The 21103-nt window shown below is 58.1% G+C and carries 14 protein-coding genes and 3 pseudogenes; 10 read left to right on the forward strand and 7 right to left on the reverse strand.

What is annotated here, in order from left to right:
- Window positions 1–31 precede the first annotated feature (31 nt).
- Window positions 32–328, forward strand: a pseudogene (locus tag KUF73_RS04225) (DUF1214 domain-containing protein); the annotation flags it as partial.
- A 383-nt stretch (window positions 329–711) separates the two neighbouring features.
- Here the strand turns inward: KUF73_RS04225 and KUF73_RS04230 are convergent.
- Window positions 712–1155 (reverse strand): hypothetical protein, encoded by a 444-nt coding sequence (locus KUF73_RS04230; protein ID WP_256345358.1) that lies wholly within the window; start codon window positions 1153–1155, stop codon window positions 712–714.
- A 383-nt stretch (window positions 1156–1538) separates the two neighbouring features.
- Here KUF73_RS04230 and KUF73_RS04235 point away from each other — a divergent pair, with 383 nt between their 5' ends.
- On the forward strand, window positions 1539–1994 hold the full coding sequence (locus KUF73_RS04235) for a metallophosphoesterase family protein (protein ID WP_218436773.1): 456 nt from the start codon (window positions 1539–1541) through the stop codon (window positions 1992–1994).
- 30 nt (window positions 1995–2024) lie between these two features.
- Here KUF73_RS04235 and KUF73_RS04240 read toward each other — a convergent pair whose 3' ends face one another.
- Complete coding sequence (locus KUF73_RS04240; protein WP_218436774.1) at window positions 2025–2807, reverse strand: ABC transporter substrate-binding protein; 783 nt, start codon at window positions 2805–2807, stop codon at window positions 2025–2027.
- 368 nt (window positions 2808–3175) lie between these two features.
- Between KUF73_RS04240 and KUF73_RS04245 the strand changes: the two genes are divergently transcribed.
- From KUF73_RS04245 to treS, 3 genes are read left to right on the forward strand one after another with little or no spacing between them, the layout of a single operon-like run.
- On the forward strand, window positions 3176–4903 hold the full coding sequence (locus tag KUF73_RS04245) for a SulP family inorganic anion transporter (protein ID WP_218436775.1): 1728 nt from the start codon (window positions 3176–3178) through the stop codon (window positions 4901–4903).
- Between the two features lie 57 nt (window positions 4904–4960).
- On the forward strand, window positions 4961–5110 hold the full coding sequence (locus KUF73_RS04250; RefSeq protein ID WP_218436776.1) for a hypothetical protein: 150 nt from the start codon (window positions 4961–4963) through the stop codon (window positions 5108–5110).
- Window positions 5097–7163 carry a maltose alpha-D-glucosyltransferase gene (gene treS / locus KUF73_RS04255; protein ID WP_218436777.1) on the forward strand — a complete coding sequence of 689 codons (2067 nt, stop codon included), beginning with the start codon at window positions 5097–5099 and terminating at the stop codon, window positions 7161–7163. Before KUF73_RS04250 ends, treS begins: the two co-directional genes overlap by 14 nt.
- Here treS and KUF73_RS04260 read toward each other — a convergent pair.
- Window positions 7141–8418, reverse strand: a complete 1278-nt coding sequence (locus tag KUF73_RS04260) for an MFS transporter (protein WP_218436849.1) — start codon at window positions 8416–8418, stop codon at window positions 7141–7143. The two genes, treS and KUF73_RS04260, sit on opposite strands and share 23 nt — an antisense overlap.
- Before the next feature lie 305 nt (window positions 8419–8723).
- Between KUF73_RS04260 and KUF73_RS04265 the strand changes: the two genes are divergently transcribed.
- Together KUF73_RS04265 and KUF73_RS04270 are read left to right on the forward strand one after the other, a co-directional pair.
- Window positions 8724–9851, forward strand: coding sequence for an MFS transporter (locus KUF73_RS04265; RefSeq protein WP_218436850.1), 1128 nt, complete (start codon window positions 8724–8726; stop codon window positions 9849–9851).
- 62 nt (window positions 9852–9913) lie between these two features.
- On the forward strand, window positions 9914–11008 hold the full coding sequence (locus KUF73_RS04270; protein ID WP_218436778.1) for a LacI family DNA-binding transcriptional regulator: 1095 nt from the start codon (window positions 9914–9916) through the stop codon (window positions 11006–11008).
- 66 nt (window positions 11009–11074) lie between these two features.
- On the opposite strand, the gene KUF73_RS04275 is transcribed toward KUF73_RS04270, so the two are convergent.
- The 3 genes from KUF73_RS04275 to KUF73_RS04285 are packed head-to-tail and all read right to left on the reverse strand — an operon-like array spanning window position 11075 to window position 15212.
- Complete coding sequence (locus tag KUF73_RS04275; protein ID WP_218436779.1) at window positions 11075–12685, reverse strand: GMC oxidoreductase; 1611 nt, start codon at window positions 12683–12685, stop codon at window positions 11075–11077.
- A 17-nt stretch (window positions 12686–12702) separates the two neighbouring features.
- Window positions 12703–14490 (reverse strand): thiamine pyrophosphate-binding protein, encoded by a 1788-nt coding sequence (locus KUF73_RS04280; RefSeq protein ID WP_218436780.1) that lies wholly within the window; start codon window positions 14488–14490, stop codon window positions 12703–12705.
- Complete coding sequence (locus tag KUF73_RS04285) at window positions 14487–15212, reverse strand: ThuA domain-containing protein (RefSeq protein WP_218436781.1); 726 nt, start codon at window positions 15210–15212, stop codon at window positions 14487–14489. The genes KUF73_RS04280 and KUF73_RS04285 overlap by 4 nt, the downstream gene beginning before the upstream one ends.
- A 396-nt stretch (window positions 15213–15608) precedes the next feature.
- Here KUF73_RS04285 and hisD point away from each other — a divergent pair, with 396 nt between their 5' ends.
- From hisD to KUF73_RS31625, 3 genes and pseudogenes are all read left to right on the forward strand, one after another.
- Window positions 15609–16892 carry a histidinol dehydrogenase gene (hisD, locus tag KUF73_RS04290; RefSeq protein WP_218436782.1) on the forward strand — a complete coding sequence of 428 codons (1284 nt, stop codon included), beginning with the start codon at window positions 15609–15611 and terminating at the stop codon, window positions 16890–16892.
- Between the two features lie 620 nt (window positions 16893–17512).
- Window positions 17513–18511, forward strand: a pseudogene (locus KUF73_RS31620) (HAMP domain-containing protein); the annotation flags it as partial.
- 321 nt (window positions 18512–18832) lie between these two features.
- Window positions 18833–19369 (forward strand): annotated as a pseudogene (locus KUF73_RS31625) (methyl-accepting chemotaxis protein); the annotation flags it as partial.
- A 116-nt stretch (window positions 19370–19485) separates the two neighbouring features.
- Here KUF73_RS31625 and KUF73_RS04300 read toward each other — a convergent pair.
- Window positions 19486–21072 carry a GMC family oxidoreductase gene (locus tag KUF73_RS04300; protein WP_218436784.1) on the reverse strand — a complete coding sequence of 529 codons (1587 nt, stop codon included), beginning with the start codon at window positions 21070–21072 and terminating at the stop codon, window positions 19486–19488.
- Window positions 21073–21103 lie beyond the last annotated feature (31 nt).

The following is a 21103-nucleotide window of genomic DNA, read 5'->3' on the forward strand; positions in this document are numbered from 1 at the left end:
GCTTGACCACCTCGGCGCTTGGGAGTTTTCGGCCTTGCCGCCGGTCAAGGGCTTCTGGTCGCTGACCTTGTATAACGAACAGCATTTCTTCGCGGAAAACCCACTGGGCCGCTATTCCCTCGGCACCAAGAACAAATCGCTCAAACCCAATGCGGATGGCTCGATGACGCTGTACGTACAGAGCGAATCCCCGGGTGCGGACAAAGAAAGCAACTGGCTACCCGCGCCTAAGGGCGCCGACTTCTCCCTCTACGTTCGAGCCTATTGGCCTGAAGCCGCGGCCATGAACCGCCAGTGGACACCGCCAGCGGTAGTCAAGGTCAATTGAGAAAGTGCGTAAGCGCTTACGATGGCCTGACAGCCTCGGGCAAAGGCGTGCGGGTGAGGTCCCAAGCAAGCGTTTTTCGATTAAAGCTGGAAACCCAGTGTTTTCATTAAAGAGTGACGCACCTGCGCGTTGCCCCGTGGATAAGCGGTGCAACGCGGTCATCTTTTTGACCCGCAGGCGCAGCAGCCTGTTGTTTGGTTACCTGATCGGCGCTGCGCTGATCTGTGGGGAGGCGGTGGTGCAAGCGGTTTTTTGGGGGGCTGCGGAATGTCAAGCGTTGGAGCAGGTGACTCGGCGTTTGTCGCAGGCTGAGGATTGAGGGGGAACCCACTGCCAACCACGAAATAAAGGAGCGCGTGAGACTGCGAATTGCCAGGCTGATGCTAACTACACGCCGCCGATACAGCCTTCTCGGCACGTTGAATTTCTTGTTTTACGTCAGTCGTTATTCGCTGCTCCTTGCGCTGCTGCCCAAGGAATGGTTGGTCGCCCTGGGATTTTACCTCTGCATCGGTAGCAGCAATCTGCGCTTCGACCGCAGCAGAGTGTTCTGAAATGACAGCGTCCACCTCTTTTTCATCTTTTGCAGTATCCAAAGCGGAGACGAGCTTGTTCACGTCAGCCTCTTCAGCCTCGGTAAATCCTTCGACCGTCAGCCCGGAAGCCATTGCCCGCGCTTGGACCTGCAGGGTCTTCAGGTGCTGCTGTGCCACTTTGCACTGCTCTTCCTGTTGCTGATTCTCCATGAGATGCCATGTGATCAACCTGTAACCCACGGCACCGAGAATTGTCATGGTGACAATGCCAGCAATCAATCTGCCTTTCACATTCCACGCCCTCAGCTGGCCAGCGAACGTATTTGGTACTGAACATCCGATTCCATTCGATGAATCAAAAGCGTAGCAGCGGAGCAGTGAGGAGTAGACCCATCATTTAATTAAGTGAGTACCCCGGAACTCTCCGTTTGAACCAATGTAGGCTAGCGCGCCGCTTTTGCGGCGGCGAAATAATCGGTTGTTGATTGACATCCAGCCGCGGCGGACACCCGCTAGTTCCCGAGTTTGGAAGGATTCAAACAGAAAACGGGGGCTATGCTTGAGGGCATAAATGATGTCTGGTCGGGTATGTTCCGGCGGGGAACGCGATCAGAACGTGTTGATAGAAGGTTGAAAAATGGGCCTGTCGTCTTGAGACATAACGGGAGCGATGCATGAAAGTTGGGGTTATTTCCGATACCCATGGCCTGCTGCGTCCAGAAGCTCTCGCCACCTTGCAAGGGTGTGAGCGCATCATTCACGCGGGCGACATTGGCACCCCTGAAATTCTCGACCAATTGGAAGCTATTGCCCCGCTGTATGCAGTGCGCGGGAACAATGACCGGGATTCCCCATGGGCATCGAATCTCTCTGACGCTCTGCGCTTCAACCTCAACGGGTGGCAGACCTTGCTGGTGCATGACATCGCTGATGTCCCGGTGGCGATTGAAGCAGGCATCAAGCTGGTGATCACCGGTCACTCGCACAAGCCATTTATCGAATGGCGCGGCGAACGGCTATTCCTCAATCCGGGTAGCGCGGGGCGCAGGCGTTTCAAACTCCCGGTGACGCTGGCGTTACTTGAGGTGAGTGGGACTTTGATTGAGCCCCGGCTAGTAACCTTGCTCTAACATCCAACTTTTCGCTGCTCGTCGCCAGGTCTAAAGCGTTGGAAACCAGCGCCGATGAAGCGCCTTGAGCACACCGTTGGCCTCAATGCGTCGAAAGCCCTCGTCATACATTTCCAATGCGCGCAGTCCGTCTGGATGCACCAGGCTAAAGCCGATCGTCGAGTTCACCACGCCGCAATTGAAGGCGAAACGCACCGTATTGTCCGTGCCCGATTGTTTAGCTTTCTGGTCCCTGACCTCAACGTCATTGCTCATGATCACTGCTGCCTGAAAGCGCTGAGCAGCGAGTTTTTGCAGGCTTGTCAGGTCCGACAGCGAGTTTTCGAATGTAACCCCGGAGGCCTTGAGTGCCATTACCTGGGCCGAATATTCGTAGTCTCGGGTGATACCAATGACAGTACCCGGCGGTAAAACACATTGGCCGTCCAGGCGTTTCGGCAAGGGGGCTTTGATTGATTCGAAGACATCATTGCTGACTTTGAAGATCGGTCGCGAAGCCAGCTTGATCTTGCCCTGGAATTCGGGCTGCCAGCTCATGTTGAAGCAGGCGGCGACCTGGCCACTGAGTACCATGTACTTACAGCGTGAATACGGCACTACTTTCAACTTGGCTTCCACGGCCATCTCTTTGAAGGCGGCGACGACTACATCGTTGGCATAACCGGTGCCGTCGCTGTTTGACCAGGGCGCGGCGGCATCTTCTACCATGATCGTCAGTGTTTCATGCGTATCCTGTAAGGCGCTGGCGCTGGCGTTTACTACCAGCAATTGGAGAATGCAGGTCAGAAGGGTTGGCGAAGCGTGTGGCCACATTCTGTGATAAGTCCTTTTTTAACCATGGATGCTTCATTGAGTCGTTGATTCCAGTGCATGCACATCGGTGTTTTATTATCGGCGTGTCAATCCCCTGTACTGGACGGTTAGAAGATGCAGGTCGCCTATCACGATAGATCAAGTTTACCCCGGCAAAAATGAATTGACTGAAATCTGCCAGGCAATGCCGGTGATCGCGTCGCAAACCGGCTACATTTGTAATTCCGCGAACCGGTGTGATCGCCGCTGGCACCTGCGATTCGAAGCCAATAAAGGTTTGCAATGGCTGCGCGAGCCGGCGAAATACTGCGCAATGAGCTGAATCGGATCATGTCACTGCATGAGATCCATTCCGGTTGGAGCGATTCATGAATCAACCAGGCAGCGATCCAGATGAACAGGCACCAGGTTTGACGTCTGCGGTGCCCGCGCGTCACCTGTTGTTACCGGAGTGGGTGGGCAACTACCGACAGGCCTGGCTCAAAGGCGATGTCATCGCCGGACTGACCGCCGGGGCAGTGGTCATTCCCAAAGCCTTGGCGTACGCGACCATTGCGGGCCTTCCGGTGCAGGTCGGGCTCTATACGGTGCTGGTGCCGATGACCATCTATGCCTTGCTTGGCACTTCACGCCCGCTCAGCGTCAGCACCACCACGACCCTTGCCATCCTCGCTGGCTCTGCACTCAGCCAGATCAGCCCGGCCGGCGACCCAGGGATGTTGATGGCGGCATCCGCCACGCTCACCTTGTTGGTCGGTGCAATGTTGGTGTTGGCGGGATTGTTGCGTCTGGGGTTCGTTGCCAATTTCATTTCTGAACCGGTGCTGGTGGGTTTCAAAGCAGGCATCGGGATCGTAATCGTGCTGGATCAGTTGCCGAAATTGCTGGGCATCCACATCGAAAAAGGCAGCTTCACTCACAACGTATTCGCCACTGTCCAAGGGGTCGGGCACGCCTCGCTGCCGACGGTGGCGGTAGGCGTTTTTATGGTGCTGATCCTGATGGGCATGAAGCGTTTTACCCCACGTTTACCGGCGCCGCTGATTGCGGTCGCTATCGGGATTGTCGGCATGAGCATGCTCGGCCTGGAGCGTTTTGGTGTGTCGGCTGTCGGTGTTGTTCCAATTGGTTTGCCGGGATTAACGTTACCCCTCGGCTCGATGGTTGCTGAGCTCTGGCCTTCGGCGCTGGGCATAGCGCTCATGAGCTTTACCGAAACCATCGCGGCGGGGCGTGCATTTGCCCTCAGTGATGAGCCTTCACCGCAACCTAACCGGGAACTGGTTGCGACAGGCATTGCCAATCTGGGAGGAGCGTTTCTAGGCGCTATGGTCGCAGGGGGAGGAACCACCCAGACGGCGGTGAATCGGTTGGCCGGCGCTCACTCGCAACTGGCCGGGCTGGTCACCGCCATGTTGGCGCTGGGCACCTGTCTGTTGCTGGCACCCTTCATTGGATTGATGCCAAATGCCACGCTTGCCGCCGTGGTGATTGTGTATTCGATAGGCCTGATCGAGCCCACCGAATTTCGCGATATTCTTTCGGTGCGCCGCACGGAATTTATCTGGGCGGTCGTGGCGATGATCGGGGTCATGCTTCTCGGTACGCTGCAGGGTATCGTCGTTGCGATCATCGTTTCATTGGTGGCGTTGGCCTATCAGGTCTCCGATCCGCCAGTACATATTCTGGGGCGAAAACCCGGCACCAATGTGTATCGTCCGCAGTCCGCCGAACACGCCGATGACGAACATTTTGACGGATTGCTTTTGCTTCGGCCTGAAGGTCGGATCTTCTTCGCAAATGCCGAACGTGTTGCCCTGAAGATGCGATCGTGCCTGGAAGAGGCAAGACCCTGCGTGGTGATTCTCGATCTGCGCAGTGTCTTCGATCTGGAATACACCGCGTTGAAAATGCTCACGCAAGCACAGCAGCGCCTGGGGGAGAAAGGGATTGCGCTGTGGCTGGTGGGCATGAGTCCAAGCGTCTGCGCGATGGTCATCAAGGCACCTTTGGGTTCGGCGCTGGGAGAGGCATGCCTGTTCCTGAACCTGGAGCAGGCAGTTGCGCAATTTCAAAGGCAATCGACGAAGAGGTAATCACAGGGGCTGGTTCCTTCGATTACGCCCGTCCAACCTGTTCGGTATCGACCGGGCATGACTACCTGGCAAGCCAAACCCAATGCAACGAATGCCATGCCTTGGCCTCATACAAAGATGAGTGGAGTCATTGGTATTGCTATGGATGCAATGGCTGATCGCAGTTTTACCCCGACAACAGGTAATGGTTTTTATGACGACTGCTGAAAAAAACCAAGTGGCATGGCTGGTCGAGCAATCCATGCTGCATACCGCGAGGCAGCGGGCCAAACTCTATTGCGGGCAAGGTCGCTTGTGGCAACAGCCTTATGCCCATACCCGGCCCCGTGACGCATCGGCCCTGGCTTCGGTCTGGTTTACCGCGTATCCGGCCTCCATAGTTACCCGTGAAAATGGCACCGTACTGGAAGCCCTGGGTGATGAAAGCCTGTGGCATGCGCTGTCGAGAATCGGCATCCAGGGCATCCACAATGGCCCTCTGAAAATGTCGGGTGGGTTGAGGGGGACTGAACATACCCCGACGATCGACGGAAATTTCGACCGCATCAGTTTCGACATCGACCCGCAACTGGGCACTGAAGCGCAGCTTCAGGCGCTGACCCGTATGGCCGCCGCGCACAACGCGGTCATCATCGATGATGTCATTCCGTCTCATACCGGCAAAGGCGCGGATTTTCGTCTCGCCGAGATGGCCTATGAAGACTATCCGGGGCTCTACCACATGGTGGAAATCCGCGAAGAGGACTGGCCATTGCTGCCCGACATTGCTGAAGGGCGCGACGCGCAGAACCTCAGCCCGCAGCAGGTCGATATTCTGCGCGACAAGCATTACATCGTCGGCCAGTTGCAACGGGTGATTTTCTTCGAGCCCGGGGTCAAGGAAACCGACTGGAGCGCGACACCGATTGTGGTCGGCGTTGATGGCAAGCCGCGACGCTGGGTGTATTTGCATTACTTCAAGGAAGGGCAGCCGTCGTTGAATTGGCTGGACCCGACGTTTGCCGCGCAGCAGATGATCATCGGCGACGCGCTGCACGCCATCGACGTCATGGGGGCGAAAATCTTGCGCCTCGACGCCAACGGATTTCTCGGCGTAGAACGCAAGCTCGATGGTACCGCCTGGTCCGAAAGCCACCCGTTATCGATTACCGGCAACCAGTTGTTGGGCGGGGCGATCCGCAAGGCCGGCGGCTTCAGCTTCCAGGAGCTGAACCTGACCGTTGACGACATCGCCGCCATGTCCCACGGCGGCGCCGATCTGTCGTACGACTTCATCACTCGACCGGCCTACCAGCATGCGTTGTTGATGGGCGATACGGAGTTTCTGCGCTTGATGCTGCGTCAGATGCACGCTCTGGGTATTGATCCCGGCTCGCTGATCCATGCCTTGCAGAACCATGATGAGTTGACCCTGGAACTGGTGCACTTCTGGACCCTGCATGCCCATGACACCTTCCTTTTTCAAGGCCAGACATTTCCCGGCAACATCTTGCGCGAGCATATTCGCGAGCAGATGTACGAACGCCTGGCCGGCGAACACGCGCCCTATAATCTGAAATTTGTCACCAACGGCGTGTCGTGCACCACCGCCAGCATCATCACCGCAGCACTCGGGATACGCGACCTCGATGCAATTACGCCCGAGGATCTGCAACAGATCCGCCAGATTCATTTGTTGTTGGTGATGTACAACGCGATGCAGCCCGGCGTGTTCGCGTTATCCGGTTGGGACCTTGTGGGTGCACTGCCATTGCCGGCAGATCAGGTCGCACATTTGATGAGCGATGGCGATACGCGCTGGATTCATCGGGGGGCCTACGACCTGGTTGATCTGAACCCGGATGCGCCGCTATCGGCGGGCCTGATGCCGCGTCCGAAAACCTTGTACGGCAGCCTGCCCACTCAATTGAAAGACCCCGACTCGTTTGCCTCGCATCTGAAAAGAATTCTTGCGGCTCGTCGCGCTTACGATATTGCGGCCAGTCGGCAGATTCTGGTGCCCGATGTTCAGCACCCTGGGCTGCTGATCATGGTTCACGAATTGCCGGCGGGCAAAGGCACCCAAATCACCGCGCTGAACTTTGGCTCGACACCGATCACCGAAACCTTGCACTTGCCCAATATTGCGCCAGGCCCGGTGGTCGACATCATCAACGAACGGGTCGAAGGCGATCTCACGCCTGAGGGTGAATTCACTATCACCCTCGATGCCTACGAAGGCTTGGCACTGCGCGTGGTCAGTAACTCGCCGATGATTTAGGCACTGCTGGTTTTTTTGAGCTCGCATCGACTTTTGGCGCTCTTATCAGCAGGGGGCCAAACGTTGCCAGCAGGCCAAGCATGATCAATGGGAAATACATCAGCGTGCTCAGGCCGAAGTTGCTGACAATCACTGTGATGGCTGCCGGGCCCACGAGCATCCCGGAAAAACCGATGCAATTGACGATGCCGATGTTGCGGCCTGCATGTGTCGGATCTCGGCGGCCGGCAGCGGAAATCATCAGCGGGGCGATGCAGGACAGGCCGAGGCCAAACAGCGCGAAGCCCAGGATGCCGGTAACGGCTGTGCCGCCAACGATGGTGATGGTCATGCCGATCACACACAGCGTGCCGCAGCCGAAAATCACTTGCGAGTTACCAAAAACAGCTGCCAGCCGATCGCCAAACAGTCGTCCGATAAACGCCGCGCCGACGAAAATGGACACCGCCATGCCCGCGGTCGAGGTCGATGTCGAGAACTCGCGGCGAATGTATTCCTGGCCCCAGTCGGCAATCGCATTTTCACCCATCATGCTGCCCAGCAGCAGGACACCGAGCGCAACCATCACCAGAAGCGTTTTGGCCGATGGGCTCTTGCCTGTTTCATCAGACGACTGCGCGCCTGCTTGCCAGTCGCTGACTGACATATCGGGAACATCATGCTTGCCCAGCAGCCACCGGGTGAAAAAGCCGCCGACGATCAACATCGCGATGCCTAGCACGGTAAACGGCACCTGCACGCTGTCGGAGTAGAAGCCGGTCAGCCAACTGCAGGCCATCCCGAGTAGAAAACCGCCCAGCGAATAAAACGCGTGGAAGCCGGACATGATCGAACGCTGGTAAAACCGTTCAACCTGCACGCCATGGGCGTTCAAGGCAGTGTCCAGGGCGCCGCGCAGCAGTCCCAGGACAACGCCGAAGCACATTGCAAACCAGAAACCGCTGACGAAGCCCAGCGGAATAATGGAAAGGGGATAGGCGAGTGCGCACACCGTGATCACCGGTTTTGCACCGAAGCTGTCAAGTAAACGGCCGACCAGCAGTGCACCCGCAGCGGAACCGACGCCGACCCCGAGCGCGATCAGTCCGAAATTCGCATCGCCCAGTTCACCGGTAAAGCCTAGTTGTGTTCTGAAGACGCTTACCCCGGTCGACCAGATGTACATCATGGCGCCGATCATCATGAAACCGAGAAAAGTCGCGATACGCGCCTTGCGAATGCGCAGGGGAATCGGTGTTTGTTGAAGGCTGTTCATCACGCTGCATTGTCCCTTTTGTTTTTGTTGGGTGTTCATGCAAAAGCAAGTTAAGGCGAACAAGAGTTATACGTATAACTTTTCAGAAAATAACATCGAGCGCTGGAGGGCTGTCAACTGTTTCCAGATAATTGACCATCGAGCTACCGTTTTGGCCTTCGTATACGCTGGGCTAAGTAGGCTGGTTTTTTCGGGTGCTGTGGCCGAATGTCAGATTTTGAGTTATACGTATAACTCAGATTGATCCGAGCACCGAGGTTTCCGTGTCGTCTCAAGAATTGTTACTGCCGTGCTCCACGCCTCATATGCTCGCCTATCGGTCGACGTTCCTGCTGTCAGGACTGTGCATGGGGGCTTGGGCACCATTGGTGCCTTATGCGCGCTCGAGAACCGGGGTCGACGATGGCGCGTTAGGCTTACTGTTGCTATGCCTTGGCCTGGGTTCGCTGGTGATGATGCCGCTGGCAGGCATACTCAATGCCAGGAGAGGTTGCCGCTTTACCATGCACGTGGGTATCGCGTTGGTATTACTGACTTTGCCCCTGTTGGCGACGACCCATTCCTTTGCTGGATTGATGGTTGCCCTGACGGTGTTCGGGGCAGGGTGCGGGGCGGTCGACGTGACGATGAACGTTCAAGGGGTGATGGTTGAGCGCGCTACCGGGCGCTCACTCATGTCCGGTTTCCATGGGTTGTTCAGCCTGGGCGCGATTGTCAGTGCTGCGGGTATCACCGCACTGTTATGGCTGGGCGCCACGCCTTTAATGGCAAGCAGTGCGGTGATTGCAGTATTGATCGTGTTTGTCCTGACACATGGTCGACAACTGCTAGGACGCAGCGGTGACGAAAGCAGCCCGATTTTTGTCAGGCCAACCCGAAAAGTATTACTGCTGGGTGTGCTTTGCCTGTTCGCCTTTCTCGCTGAAGGCGCCATTCTCGACTGGAGCGCGGTGTTTCTGGCTGACGTGCGAGGCGTGCAACATTCGATTGCCGGCCTGGGTTACGCGGCGTTTGCGGTGATGATGGCGTTGGGACGATTGAGTGGTGACCGGATTCTGCCGAAACTGGGTTCGCGTGTGGTCCTCATCGGCGGCGGTGTTGTGGTCATTCTGGGATTCCTGATGGTCGTGCTGATAGATGACTGGCTGCTCAACCTGCTGGGGTTTGCGGTCATTGGCACCGGTTTGGCGAATATTGCTCCGGTTTACTTATCCCTGGCGGGTGCGCAACAGACAATGCCGGGCGAGTTGGCCATTGCCGCTGCCACCAGTCTGGGTTACCTCGGCATATTGATGGGGCCGGCAGCCATCGGCTTTGTCGCCAACGCAACCAGCCTGTCTTCGGCGCTGCTTGCCGTTGCCTCGCTGATGATCGCGATCATGATCAGCGCCACGCGACTGGTTCCGAAGGTTTCGCCTCAACGGTTACACTGAGCGCATGGTGTTTTTTTTCACTGACCTCGCATGAGGTTTTCAAAAAGGTTGGGAAGCAAGCGATGGCATCCGTTTCAATGAAAGATGTAGCACTGGCGGCGGGGGTGTCTCAGCCGGCGGTATCTTACGCTTACAATCGCCCATCCAAACTGTCCCAGGCCCAGCGTGAGCATATCCTTGAGGTAGCCGCTTCCCTGGGCTATCCGGGGCCCAATGTGCTGGGGCGCAGCCTGCGCTCGGGCAAGATCGGGGCGATCGGGTTGATGATGATGGACAAGTTGTCCCTGGCTTTTGCCGACCCTTGCACCATTGCCTTGTTGCGCGGGATCAGCGAGGTAGGAGAGCTGGAGAACGTCGCGCTGACGCTGTTCCCGCTCAATAACAACCGGCTTGTCGGTCGGACGCCTGCGGCCAATCACGGCAGTCTTGCGCTGCGCGGGCTGGTCGACGGTTTGATTATCTCGACCCTGCCTGATGATCATCCGGCGGTGTTGGCGGTGGTCAAACAGAACATTCCGTTTGTGGTGATGGACTCACCGCTGGTGGAAGGTGCTTTTTTTGTCGGGATTGATGACCGGGGTGCCGCCAAGACGCAGATGCAACACCTGCTGGATCTGGGGCACCGCAAAATAGGGGTCATCATCGACCGTCTGAATCCTGACGGTTATCGGGGGCCGATTGATCAGCATCGCTTCAAACATGCCAGTGAGCGCATTGTCAGAGAGCGGCTGACCGGGTACGTGGAGGCGGCGAGCGCGGCTGGCCTGGCCTTCGAGGACTTGAGTATTATCGAAGCCGGCGGGCTTGATTCGACGTCCGGGCAAGCGGCGGCATTCACCTTGCTGACGTCCAACGACATCACGGCGGTAGTTGCCTGTTCGGATGTGATGGCGATCGCTTGCATGAAAACGGCTCACGCGCTCAATCGCGAGGTTCCGCAAGCGCTTTCGGTGATTGGCTTTGACGACATTCCCGAGGCGGTGCAGCTCGGTCTGACTACCATCGGCCAGCCGATCGTGGAGAAGGGCGTGTGCGCCGCAAGGCTTTTGACCGACCAGTTGAACGCACCGGCCGACACCCCTCTCGAACCTGTGCAGAAGATTTTCCCCACCAAACTGATCGTGCGCAGTTCGACCCGAAAGGTGCAGGACGTTTAAACGCGTTCATTCGCCAGGCTGCGGTGTAAACGCTACACCGCAGCCTTTCGGTTCACCCCATGCCGTTCAACACACCAGGCGCTGGAAGTTCGCCGCGACCCGCATGGCGTTGGCGGCGATGGTGAGTGCCGGATTCACCGCGGCCGACGACGGGAAGAACGAGCTGTCGACAACCCAGACGTTCTCCAGGTCGTGCATCTTGCAGTTGACGTCCAGCACGCTTGACGCCGGGTCCTTGCCCATGACCGCCGTGCCGCATTGGTGCGAATTGGTGGCAATGCCCATGCGTGCTTTCAGGATCAACGGGTAACCCGCTGCGCGCATGACCTTACTGGTTTTGTTCACCAGGCCTTCATGGGCTGTCAGGTTGTTGGGTTGCCAATGGACCTTGATCGCATCGCGTTGCTTGTCATAGGTGATCCGGTTGTCCTGCGTCGGCAAATCCTCCGAGGTCAGGTACAGGTCGACGCTATGGTCGGTGATGTAGCGCGAAGCGAATTTTGGCAACCAGGGGCGCATGGAAGTGATCATGGGTTCGCGGATTTTTCCCAGCATCTGCACGTTACCCAAGGGGAACGCGTTATCTGCGCCAGCGCTGTACCAGTCGTTGATGGCCAGGGTCTTCTGGAAGATCACCTTGTTCTTGCGTCGTGGGTCGACCGCCAGCATGAACGTGCTGTTGTGAACCATGTAGTTGCGACCCACTTGTCCTGAGCTGTTGCCAAGGCCTTCGGGGTGTTGTTCGTTCGCTGACTTGAGCAGCAGGGCCGCGCTGTTCACCGCACCGCAGGCGAGTACGAAGCGTTTGGCGCGCAGCGTCACGTCGCGGCCATCGATCTGGCCCTGCGCTTCGGTGACCGTTCGGCCATCCGCAGCGGTTCTCAGTTGTTTGATCGTGGTGCGGGTCAGCAGTCGGACGCTTGCGCTGCGCAGGGCCGGTCGCAAGGCGGAAACTTCGGCGTCAGCCTTGGCGTCCAGCAGGCAGGGATAGCCGTCGCAGGTCGAACACAGTACGCAGTCACCACCATTGCCATAATCCACCGCGGCCGGCATCACGAAGGGCTTGAGCCCTGAGCGGCGCATGCTCTGTTCCAGCGGGGCCAGGGCGGGGTCATGTTTGAGCGCGGGCTGCGGAAAAGGGCCCGAACGCCAGGGCTCGCTGGGATCAACACCGGCCAGGCCATGAACCCGGTAGAGTTTTTCCGCCTCGGCGTACCAGGGTTCCAGATCCGCGTAGCTGATCGGCCAGGCCGGGGACAAGCCTTCGGCGTGCCGGATTTCGGCAAAATCTTCTTCACGAAACCGTGGCAGCATCGCGCCGTAGAACTTGGTATTTCCGCCGACGTAATAAAACACGCCGGGTGAAAACGGTTGATTGGATTCGTCCAGCCACTGCTCGGCGTTGCGATAACGGCCTTCTGCGAAAACCGATTCGGTGCTCCAGTTCTGTATTTCTCGCGGCAGAAAATCACCCCGTTCGACGATAACAATGTCTAGCCCGCTATCGCGCAAGGCATGGGCGAAGGTCGAACCGCCCATGCCCGAGCCGATAATCACTACATCACAGTTGATATTGCCATCTGCATCAGGTGTCACCACGTCGAGGGCGCGCGGTTCGCGCGGCACCCCCGGTTGTGGATTCAGCTCTGCATGATGCGAAATCAATGCATCACTCATTTGAGCCGCTCCGGTTTTTATAGATGCTGCTCGGACTGACGGAACACCCGGTACTCATCCTGACGTTCGTCAGTGATGTATTCCGGAATCGGGAAGTCCCACCAGCCCGGCACCCACGGCCCGGCCGCATCGCGGTCGGTCGGGATTTCGATCAGCACCGGTACGTTAAGGTCCAGGGCTTCCTGCAAGGTCGGTTCAAGGTCTTCCGGACGCTCCACGCGGTAGGATTTCAGGCCGAAGGCTTCACCGACCGCTTTGAAATCCGGGCTGTATGGCGTGCCGTCCGGGTGGTTGAACTCGGTGCCGATGTGGCGGCTGGTCTGCTTGCGCTGGCCACCGCGGATCGACATGTAGCCGGCATTGTTCTGGATCATGAAGATCACGGGAATGTTGTTGGTCACACAGATCGCAATTTCCTGCGAGGTCATCAGGAAGTCGCCATCGCCAAGGATGCACACCACCGGTTGATTCGGTGCCGCCAGTTTAGCCCCGATTGCGGCAGGGACTGCCCAACCCATCGACGAGAAGCCACCGGAGGTCAGGTGCGTGCGCGGGGTGTAGACCGGGAACGTCTGTTTCACCGCGCCCTGAGTGTTGCCCGAGCCGACCACGACGATGGTGTCGCGCGGGAAGATCTTGCGCAGTGCGCCGAGTGGGCGTTGCGAGGTAAACGGGAAACGGTCGGAATCACGACGGCCGGCGAGCTTGGTTTCCCACTCGTCCTTATAGCCGGCGAGGTCATTCATGTATTGCTCGCGTTCAACGCTGAAGCCTTTGAGGCCTTCGACGATGGCGGCCAGGGCGTATTTGGCGTCGGCGCAGATGCCCACGGTCACCGGGTAGTTCTTGCCGATTTCGTGCGGATCGATGTCGATGTGAATCAGCTTCGACGGCGGAATGGCAAAGGTCACGCCCTTGGCGTAGCTCGATGACGACCAGTCAGTGAAACGACAACCCACGGCGATGATCACGTCGGCGGTGGAAGCCACTTTGTTGCCGCACAAGGTGCCAGTCTGGCCAACGCTGCCAGCGAACAATTCGTGGTCTTCGGGGAAACCGCTCTTGCCGTTCCAGGTAGTGACCACCGGGATTTTCAAGGCTTCGGCCAGGGCCAGGATCTCGGCATGCGCTTCGCCAGTGATCACGCCACCGCCGATGACGAGCACCGGACGTTGGCAGGCTTTGAGTTCTTCCACGGCCTGGGCGGTGGCCGCCGGGTCCGGAAAGCTTTTGCCGATCGGGGTACGTTCTTCGAGGGCGTGCAAGGTTACTTCAGCCGCCTCGGCCTGCACGTCCATCGGGATTTCGATGTGCACCGGACCAGGCCGGCCGGTGACCATCGCGCTCCAGGCGCGGTGCATCATGAAGGGCAATTCTTCCACGCGAGTGGCAACCCAGTGGCGCTTGGTCACGGCTTCGGCGATCTTCGGGAAGTCGTTGTCGGTGTAGCGTTCCAACTCCTGCAGCAAGCCATGGCCGCGCATGTGCGTGGGCGGCCCGCCGGTGATCAGCATCAGGCTGGTGGAGTCGGTGAACGCGGTGGCCAGGCCGATAATGGTGTTGGTGGCACCGGCACCGATGGAGGTGACAGCGGCCATCGGTTTACCGGCAACCCGGTAGTAACCATCCGCCAGGTGCACTGCGCTCTGCTCGTGGAAGACCTGGATGAACTTGAGTTTCGAGTCTTCTTCGAGGAAGGCGTCGGTGAGTGTCCAGATGCCGTGGCCGGGAATACCGGCGACATACTCGACACCGTAGTTTTTCAGGGTTTGTGCCACGATCTGGCTGCCGGTCAATTTGCTCATGACAGGACTCCTTGGGTTGATGAAAGTGGAGTGGATGCGGCGGATTTGCCGTTTCCTTCTGCGCGCCCGCGGGTTGCCCAGTTCAGGCCCTGCTTGGTCAGACGGCGGATATTCGGGTCGGCGAGGTTGCTGGTGTCGTGCCCGATCGAGTGATAGAACACGCGCCCCAGGCCCCACTGGCGAACCCAGGCGACCGGGCTGCGGTGGCCCTTGATCCATGGGAACGGGTTGCCATCGAACGTGGTTTCGGCGAGCACATGGATGTTCGGGTCAACCTGCATGTAGTACTGCTCGGAACGGACCTCGAAATCCTCGACGCCTTGAGTGACTTCATGCGTGTGGTCAATGACGTTGACCTGGTAAGGGTGGGGAAAGCCTTCGCCCATCGGATGCTCAAGAAACGATCCGCCCAGCACCCAGTGGTACTTGAGGCTTGCGCGAAAGGCCGCGCCCGCACCGTGCCAACCCACCAGGCCGGTGCCGCTTTCGATCGCTTCGAGCAGGCGGGTTTCCTGCGAGGCCGTCAGCGTTTCAGTGGTGACCGCGTTGTTCCAGCCAATCACGATCAGGTCGTAACCGGTCAAATCCCTGTCCAATGTGAAGATGTCTGTCGACTCTTCAACGTCGAAATCCAGCTCCTGGAAAACGGTCCGGGCCCAGGCGGCAATTTCATAGGGAAAATGGCCGGGCCAGCCACCGTATAGATACAAGACTCGACTCACGGTTGGTCACCTCTTCAAGTTGGGTGTGATTATTAGGTTATACGTATAACCGCTTATTTAAGCTATCACTCAAAACGGCGCTGTCAATGCCTGTATCGTTTTTTATTGGAAAGTTCCTGTGTTTGAAGGGTGTGAGCACTTAGCGGTGGTTTTCTACTGGCTGCGGAACAGTTTCGTTCGGATGGTTTTTGATAATAAAAGGTTATACGAATAACGCGCTGGCCCGTGCTAGAGCGGCCAGCGCTGACAAGAGTGCTTCAACATTGCGTCTGTGCTGCGTCAGATCGCGTCATCAATAAAGGGGCTGCGAAATTGCCCGGAGCAGGGGGGTGGGAAAAGATGGTTGCCAATGCTGAGTGCATGTCGCGTGCATCAAGAACCACCAGGAGCCAATTGATGATTCGTTATCTGAAAACAAGTAAGCCCGTCGAAGCTCAAGCCGAGATTGCTTCGCAAGTCCGCGATACGGTCGAGCAGATCATCGCCAATGTCGCCAAAAACGGTGATGCCGCCGTTCGGGAGTATTCGAAGAAGTTCGATAAGTGGGAGCCGGCAACCTTCCGCCTGACCGACGAAGAAATCGCCGCCTGCGTCGCCAGTCTTTCGGAACAGGAAATCGGCGATATCAAGTTTGCACAGGCCCAAGTACGTCGGTTTGCCGAAGTGCAAAAAGCCTCGATGCACGATGTCGAGGTCGAGACACTGCCGGGAGTGATCCTGGGGCACCGCAACATTCCGGTGAACTCGGTGGGCTGCTACATCCCCGGTGGAAAATACCCGTTGCTGGCATCGGCGCACATGAGCGTGCTGACGGCCAAAGTGGCAGGCGTAAAACGTGTGGTTGCAGCGGCTCCGCCGTTTGACGGCAAGCCTCATCCGGCCATCGTCACGGCGATGTACCTGGCCGGCGCCGATGAAATCTACTGCGTCGGCGGCGTGCAGGCGATTGCGGCCCTGGCGTTGGGGACCGATGACTTCAAGCCGGTCGATATGATCGTCGGACCGGGCAATGCATTTGTTGCAGAAGCCAAGCGCCAACTGTTCGGCAAAATCGGTATCGACCTGATCGCCGGCCCGACCGAAACGCTGGTGATTGCCGATGACAGCTCCGACGTCGAAATCATTGCCGCTGACCTGCTGGGGCAGGCCGAGCACGGCGTCAACTCGCCAGCGGTTTTTTTGACCAACAGCGCCGTACTGGCGGAAACCTTGCCAGCGGAAATCGAGCGCCAGTTGGCCATCCTGTCGACCGCGCCAGTCGCTTCCGTAGCCTGGCGCGACTATGGCGAAATCATCCTGTGCGACACCGTCGACGAGTTGGTTCAGGAGGCTGACCGGATTGCCTCTGAGCACGTGCAAGTCATGACGCGCGATCCTCTGTATTTCCTGGAGCACATGACCAACTACGGTGCGCTGTTCCTCGGCGAGCGGACTAACGTCTCCTACGGTGACAAGGTGATCGGCACCAACCACACCTTGCCCACCACCGGGACGGCGCGTTACACCGGCGGCCTGTGGGTCGGCAAGTTCATCAAGACCTGCACCTATCAACGTGTCCTGACCGATGAAGCGTCTGTCCTGGTCGGCGAGTACTGCTCCCGTCTGTGCGGCATGGAAGGTTTCGCCGGGCACAAGGAGCAGGCGGATATCCGTATTCGCCGTTACAAGAAGTCCGTCTGACTTCTTCTGTTTATAGAACGCAACGTTTGTGTCGATGACAGCGTTCTCTGTCGAACTTCGAACCAGCGGATCTCACCAGGGCCGCTGGTCACCCTTACCGCTTTGCCAAATGTCTTGAGGCTCCCCATTCGGGGTAATTCTGTTCAGTTAAACAAACGCTGCCCCTTGTAGGAGCGAGCTCGCTCGCGATGGACGTTAGCGCTAACGCGTGTTTGCTGGATAAACGCGTCGCCCTCACGTCTTTCGCGAGCAAGCTCGCTCCTACAACTGCGTTAAGTGAACAGGATTGCCCCATTCGGGGAGCTTTTTTTGGATTGCCAGAAAATATCGTTGTTCCAGGCTGAATTTAGTGAGGCGATGCGATGGGAACCTTGTCGATTAAAACAAGAATAACGCTGGCTGCCGGGAGTTGCCTGTTTGTCATGGTGCTCTGTCTTGTGGGCTTTTCAATTCAGCAGATGCGTGACACGTCGACGGTAGTCAGTGAATCAAGCACGAGTTCATTGTCACTGGCCTCTATGCAGTACCTGGAGGCAACCGGGCACTTGCAGGCCAATGGCATTGAGCAGCGGTTCCTGACCAGCATGATGTTTACCCGCTCCCTGGCCACCCAGGTCGTCATGCTGCGCCGGCAGGCGCGACAAAATGGGTTGGCTGCCAAACAACTGCGTGGGGATCTGTACGGCCTGGTTCGGGCACAGGTCGCGACCACGCCGGAGATACTCGGCGTTGGCCTCTCATTCGAGCCCAACGCGCTGGATGGCGCCGATTCGGATAGCATCAATGGCGCGGAGTTCACCGGGAATGCCAATGGTCGGTTTGCGGTGTATGTCTCTTCCATGCAGAACTTCATCCTTGAAGAAAAGGAAATGCAGGATGACGGCGATCCGGGAAAAGAATGGTGGAACTGTCCGAAAAAAACACGCAAACCGTGTCTGATCGAGCCCTATTCGTTCCTGCTCAATGGCGTACCAACCCTGACCTCCAGCATTGCCATACCGCTGATGGACGGTGGTAAATTCATCGGCGTGGTCAGTATCGATCTGGCGCTGAGCAGCCTGCAGAACATCGCGCAGAAAGCCAGTACCTCACTGTTCGAGGGGCAAGGTCTGCTCACCTTTGTCAGCGCCGCCGGCGTCATCATGGGGCGAAGTGGTGATCCTGCTTCGCTGGGGAAATCCATCCAGGACATTTACCCCACGCAAGCGGCCGAGATGTTCGAGGGATCGAAAGCCGGAAAAACCCTCGCCATTGATGACCCTGGCAACCCGAACGTCATGCTCGTCGTGCCGTTTTCCCCTATACCGAACGCCAGCCACTGGATGGCGGTTATCGAAGTACCGCGCGCTACTTTGATGGCCTCCGTCGCGACCTTGCAGCAGGTGCTGGATCAATCAAATCAGAAGTCGGTATTGGTGCAAGTGGCCACCGGAATTGGCGTCACTTTGGCCGGTACGTTGCTGATGGGTTTGTTGGCGGCGAGTGTCACCCGACCGATCCGGCGGGTATCCGACATGCTGGAAAACATCGCCAATGGCGAAGGCGATCTGACCCGGCGACTGAGCGCCGAGCGACGGGATGAAATGGGCGTGCTGGTGGGCGGGTTCAATCGATTCCTCGATAAGTTGCAGCCCATCATCGCGCAGGTCAGTCAGAGCGTGCTGGACACGCGATCCACTGCGGACCAGGCGTCTTCGATTGCAACGCGCACCAGCAGCGGCATGCAACAGCAACTGCGAGAAGTCGAGCAAGTCGCGACTGCCGCTCACGAAATGAGCGCGACCTCGCAAGAGGTGGCCCGCAACGCTTCCATGGCAGCCACCGCCGCGTGCAATGGCGATGTCGCTACCCGTTCTTGCAAAGGCACCATCGAGACGGCTGCGCAGTCTATTCAATTGCTGGCGACGCACATGAGTGGCGCCATGACTGGGGTCCGCCAGCTCGCTGACAGCAGTGAGAAAATCGGCAGCGTACTCGATGTGATCCGTACCATTGCCCAGCAGACCAATTTGCTGGCATTGAATGCGGCGATCGAAGCTGCGAGGGCAGGGGAGACAGGGCGGGGTTTTGCGGTGGTCGCTGATGAGGTTCGTCATTTGGCCCAGCGTACCCAGGATTCCGTGAGCGAGATTCAAGGCGTCATCGAAAGTCTTCAGAGCGGCACCCGCGACGTGGTCAACGCCATGCAGAGCCAACACCGCCAGGCCGATACCAGCGCAGCGCAGGCACTTGAGGCGGTAGACGCACTGGCCCATGTCAGCCAGAGCATCGAGATCATCACCGACATGAACCTGCAAATCGCCAGCGCGGCCGAGGAGCAAAGTGCAGTGTCCGAGGAGGTGAACCGGAACGTCTCGGCCATCAGGGATGTGACGGGCGCCTTGGTCGAACAGGCGGATCAGTCGGCGCGGATCAGCCAGTCCTTGAATGACCTGGCGAACCAGCAGCAAGTGCTGATGAACAACTTCAAGGTCTAAAACTGTAGGAGCTGCCGCAGCCTGCGATCTTTTGATCTTGGCGTTTTAAAGACCAGGATCAAAAGATCGCAGGCTGCGCCAGCTCCTACAGAGGCGGCGCTGTTGCGGTCATCAGGTTAGCAAGTCTGTCGAATGTGGTCGGCCGCTTTCTCGCCGATCATGATCGCCAGCGCGTTGGTGTTGCTGGAGCACAAGCTCGGTGCGATGGAGTTGTCGGCGATGCGCAGGCCATCGACTCCGTGTACGCGCAGCTCGTTATCCACCACTGCCATGTCGTCGCTGCCCATCTTGCAGGTGCCCACCGGGTGCAGCGCCGCGTGGGCGTGTTGACGCACGAACTTCAGGTAGTCGTCACGCGTGCGCAATGGCTCGGCGGGTGCGTGTTCGCGCAGGATGTGCCCGGCCAGCGCGGCCTGTGACATGATGTGCCGACCAAACTCGGTCGCCTGCACCATGCACTCCACATCAAACGGATCTGTCAGGTAGTTGGGCTCAATGGACGGCAAGTCCATCGGGTCGGCGCTGCGCAGTTGCAGCGAACCGGTCGAGCGGGGCCGCGTCTGGCACACGTTCAGGGTGCAGCCGTTGCCACCGGGGACGGAACCGACGCCTTCTTCCACGCCGGCCCCGGCCATGAAGCAGTACTGAGCGTCCGCACGATTCTCCGCCAGAGAGGTACGCCAGAACGCGCCCCCTTCGACCACGTTTGAAGTCACCGGGCCTTCGCGAAACAATGCGTACTGCAAGCCGGCGGCGATTTTCCAGTGCGGCTTTTTGTACTTGTCATAGCTCAACGGGCGACGCAGTTCATTGATCAATGACACTTCGATGTGGTCCTGCAGATTCTGTCCGACCCCAGGCAAGTCATGGCTGACCTTGACGCCTTTGTCATGCAGGTGGCCGCCCGGACCAATGCCCGACAGCATCAACAGCTTGGGTGTATTGATCGCGCCGGCGCTGACAATCACCTCGCGTTCGGCCCTCAAGACATGACGACGGTTCTTTTCCAGGTATTCAACACCGATGGCGCGGCCGTTCTCGACCAGGATTCGCAACACCCGGCAGTTGGTTTTTACCGTCAGATTGGGGCGTCGCCGGGCGGGCTTCAAATAGGCGACCGAGGTACTTGAACGCAGGCCGTTCCTGGCGTTGATTTGATACAAGCCGCAACCGTCCTGCACGCCAGAGTTGAAGTCGGCGTTATAGGCCAGCCCGGCCTGTTGGCAAGCCTGTAACCAGAGCTTGGTCAAGGGATGGGTATAACGTTGATCGCAGACGCCGAGCGGGCCGTCAGTACCGTGTGCGTCGTTGCTGAACCGGTCATTGCTTTCGCATTTTTTGAAGAAGGGCAGTACGTCCTGATAGGCCCAGCCTTGGGCGCCGCCCTTCGCCCAACTGTCGTAATCGGCAGGTTGCCCGCGCAGGTAAACCATGGCGTTGACTGAACTCCCGCCGCCGAGTACCCGCGCCTGGACCATTGTCGGATTGGCTGCACCGATATAGCCGGCTGGCGGTTCCCAAGGGTAGCGTTCGACCAGATTGCCCTGGCTGGTTTTATAGAACCCGACCGGGAGATGAATAAACGGGTTGGTGTCCCTTGGCCCTTCTTCAAGCAGCACTACGGATGCCTGTGCATCTTCGCTGAGTCGCGCCGCAACGACGCACCCGGCTGACCCGCCCCCGACCACAATATATTGGATCACTGTTGTTCATCGCTCTGGTCAAAAAAAACGC

The organism is Pseudomonas sp. PD9R, assembly GCF_019200975.1.
Taxonomy (GTDB): Bacteria; Pseudomonadota; Gammaproteobacteria; order Pseudomonadales; family Pseudomonadaceae; genus Aquipseudomonas.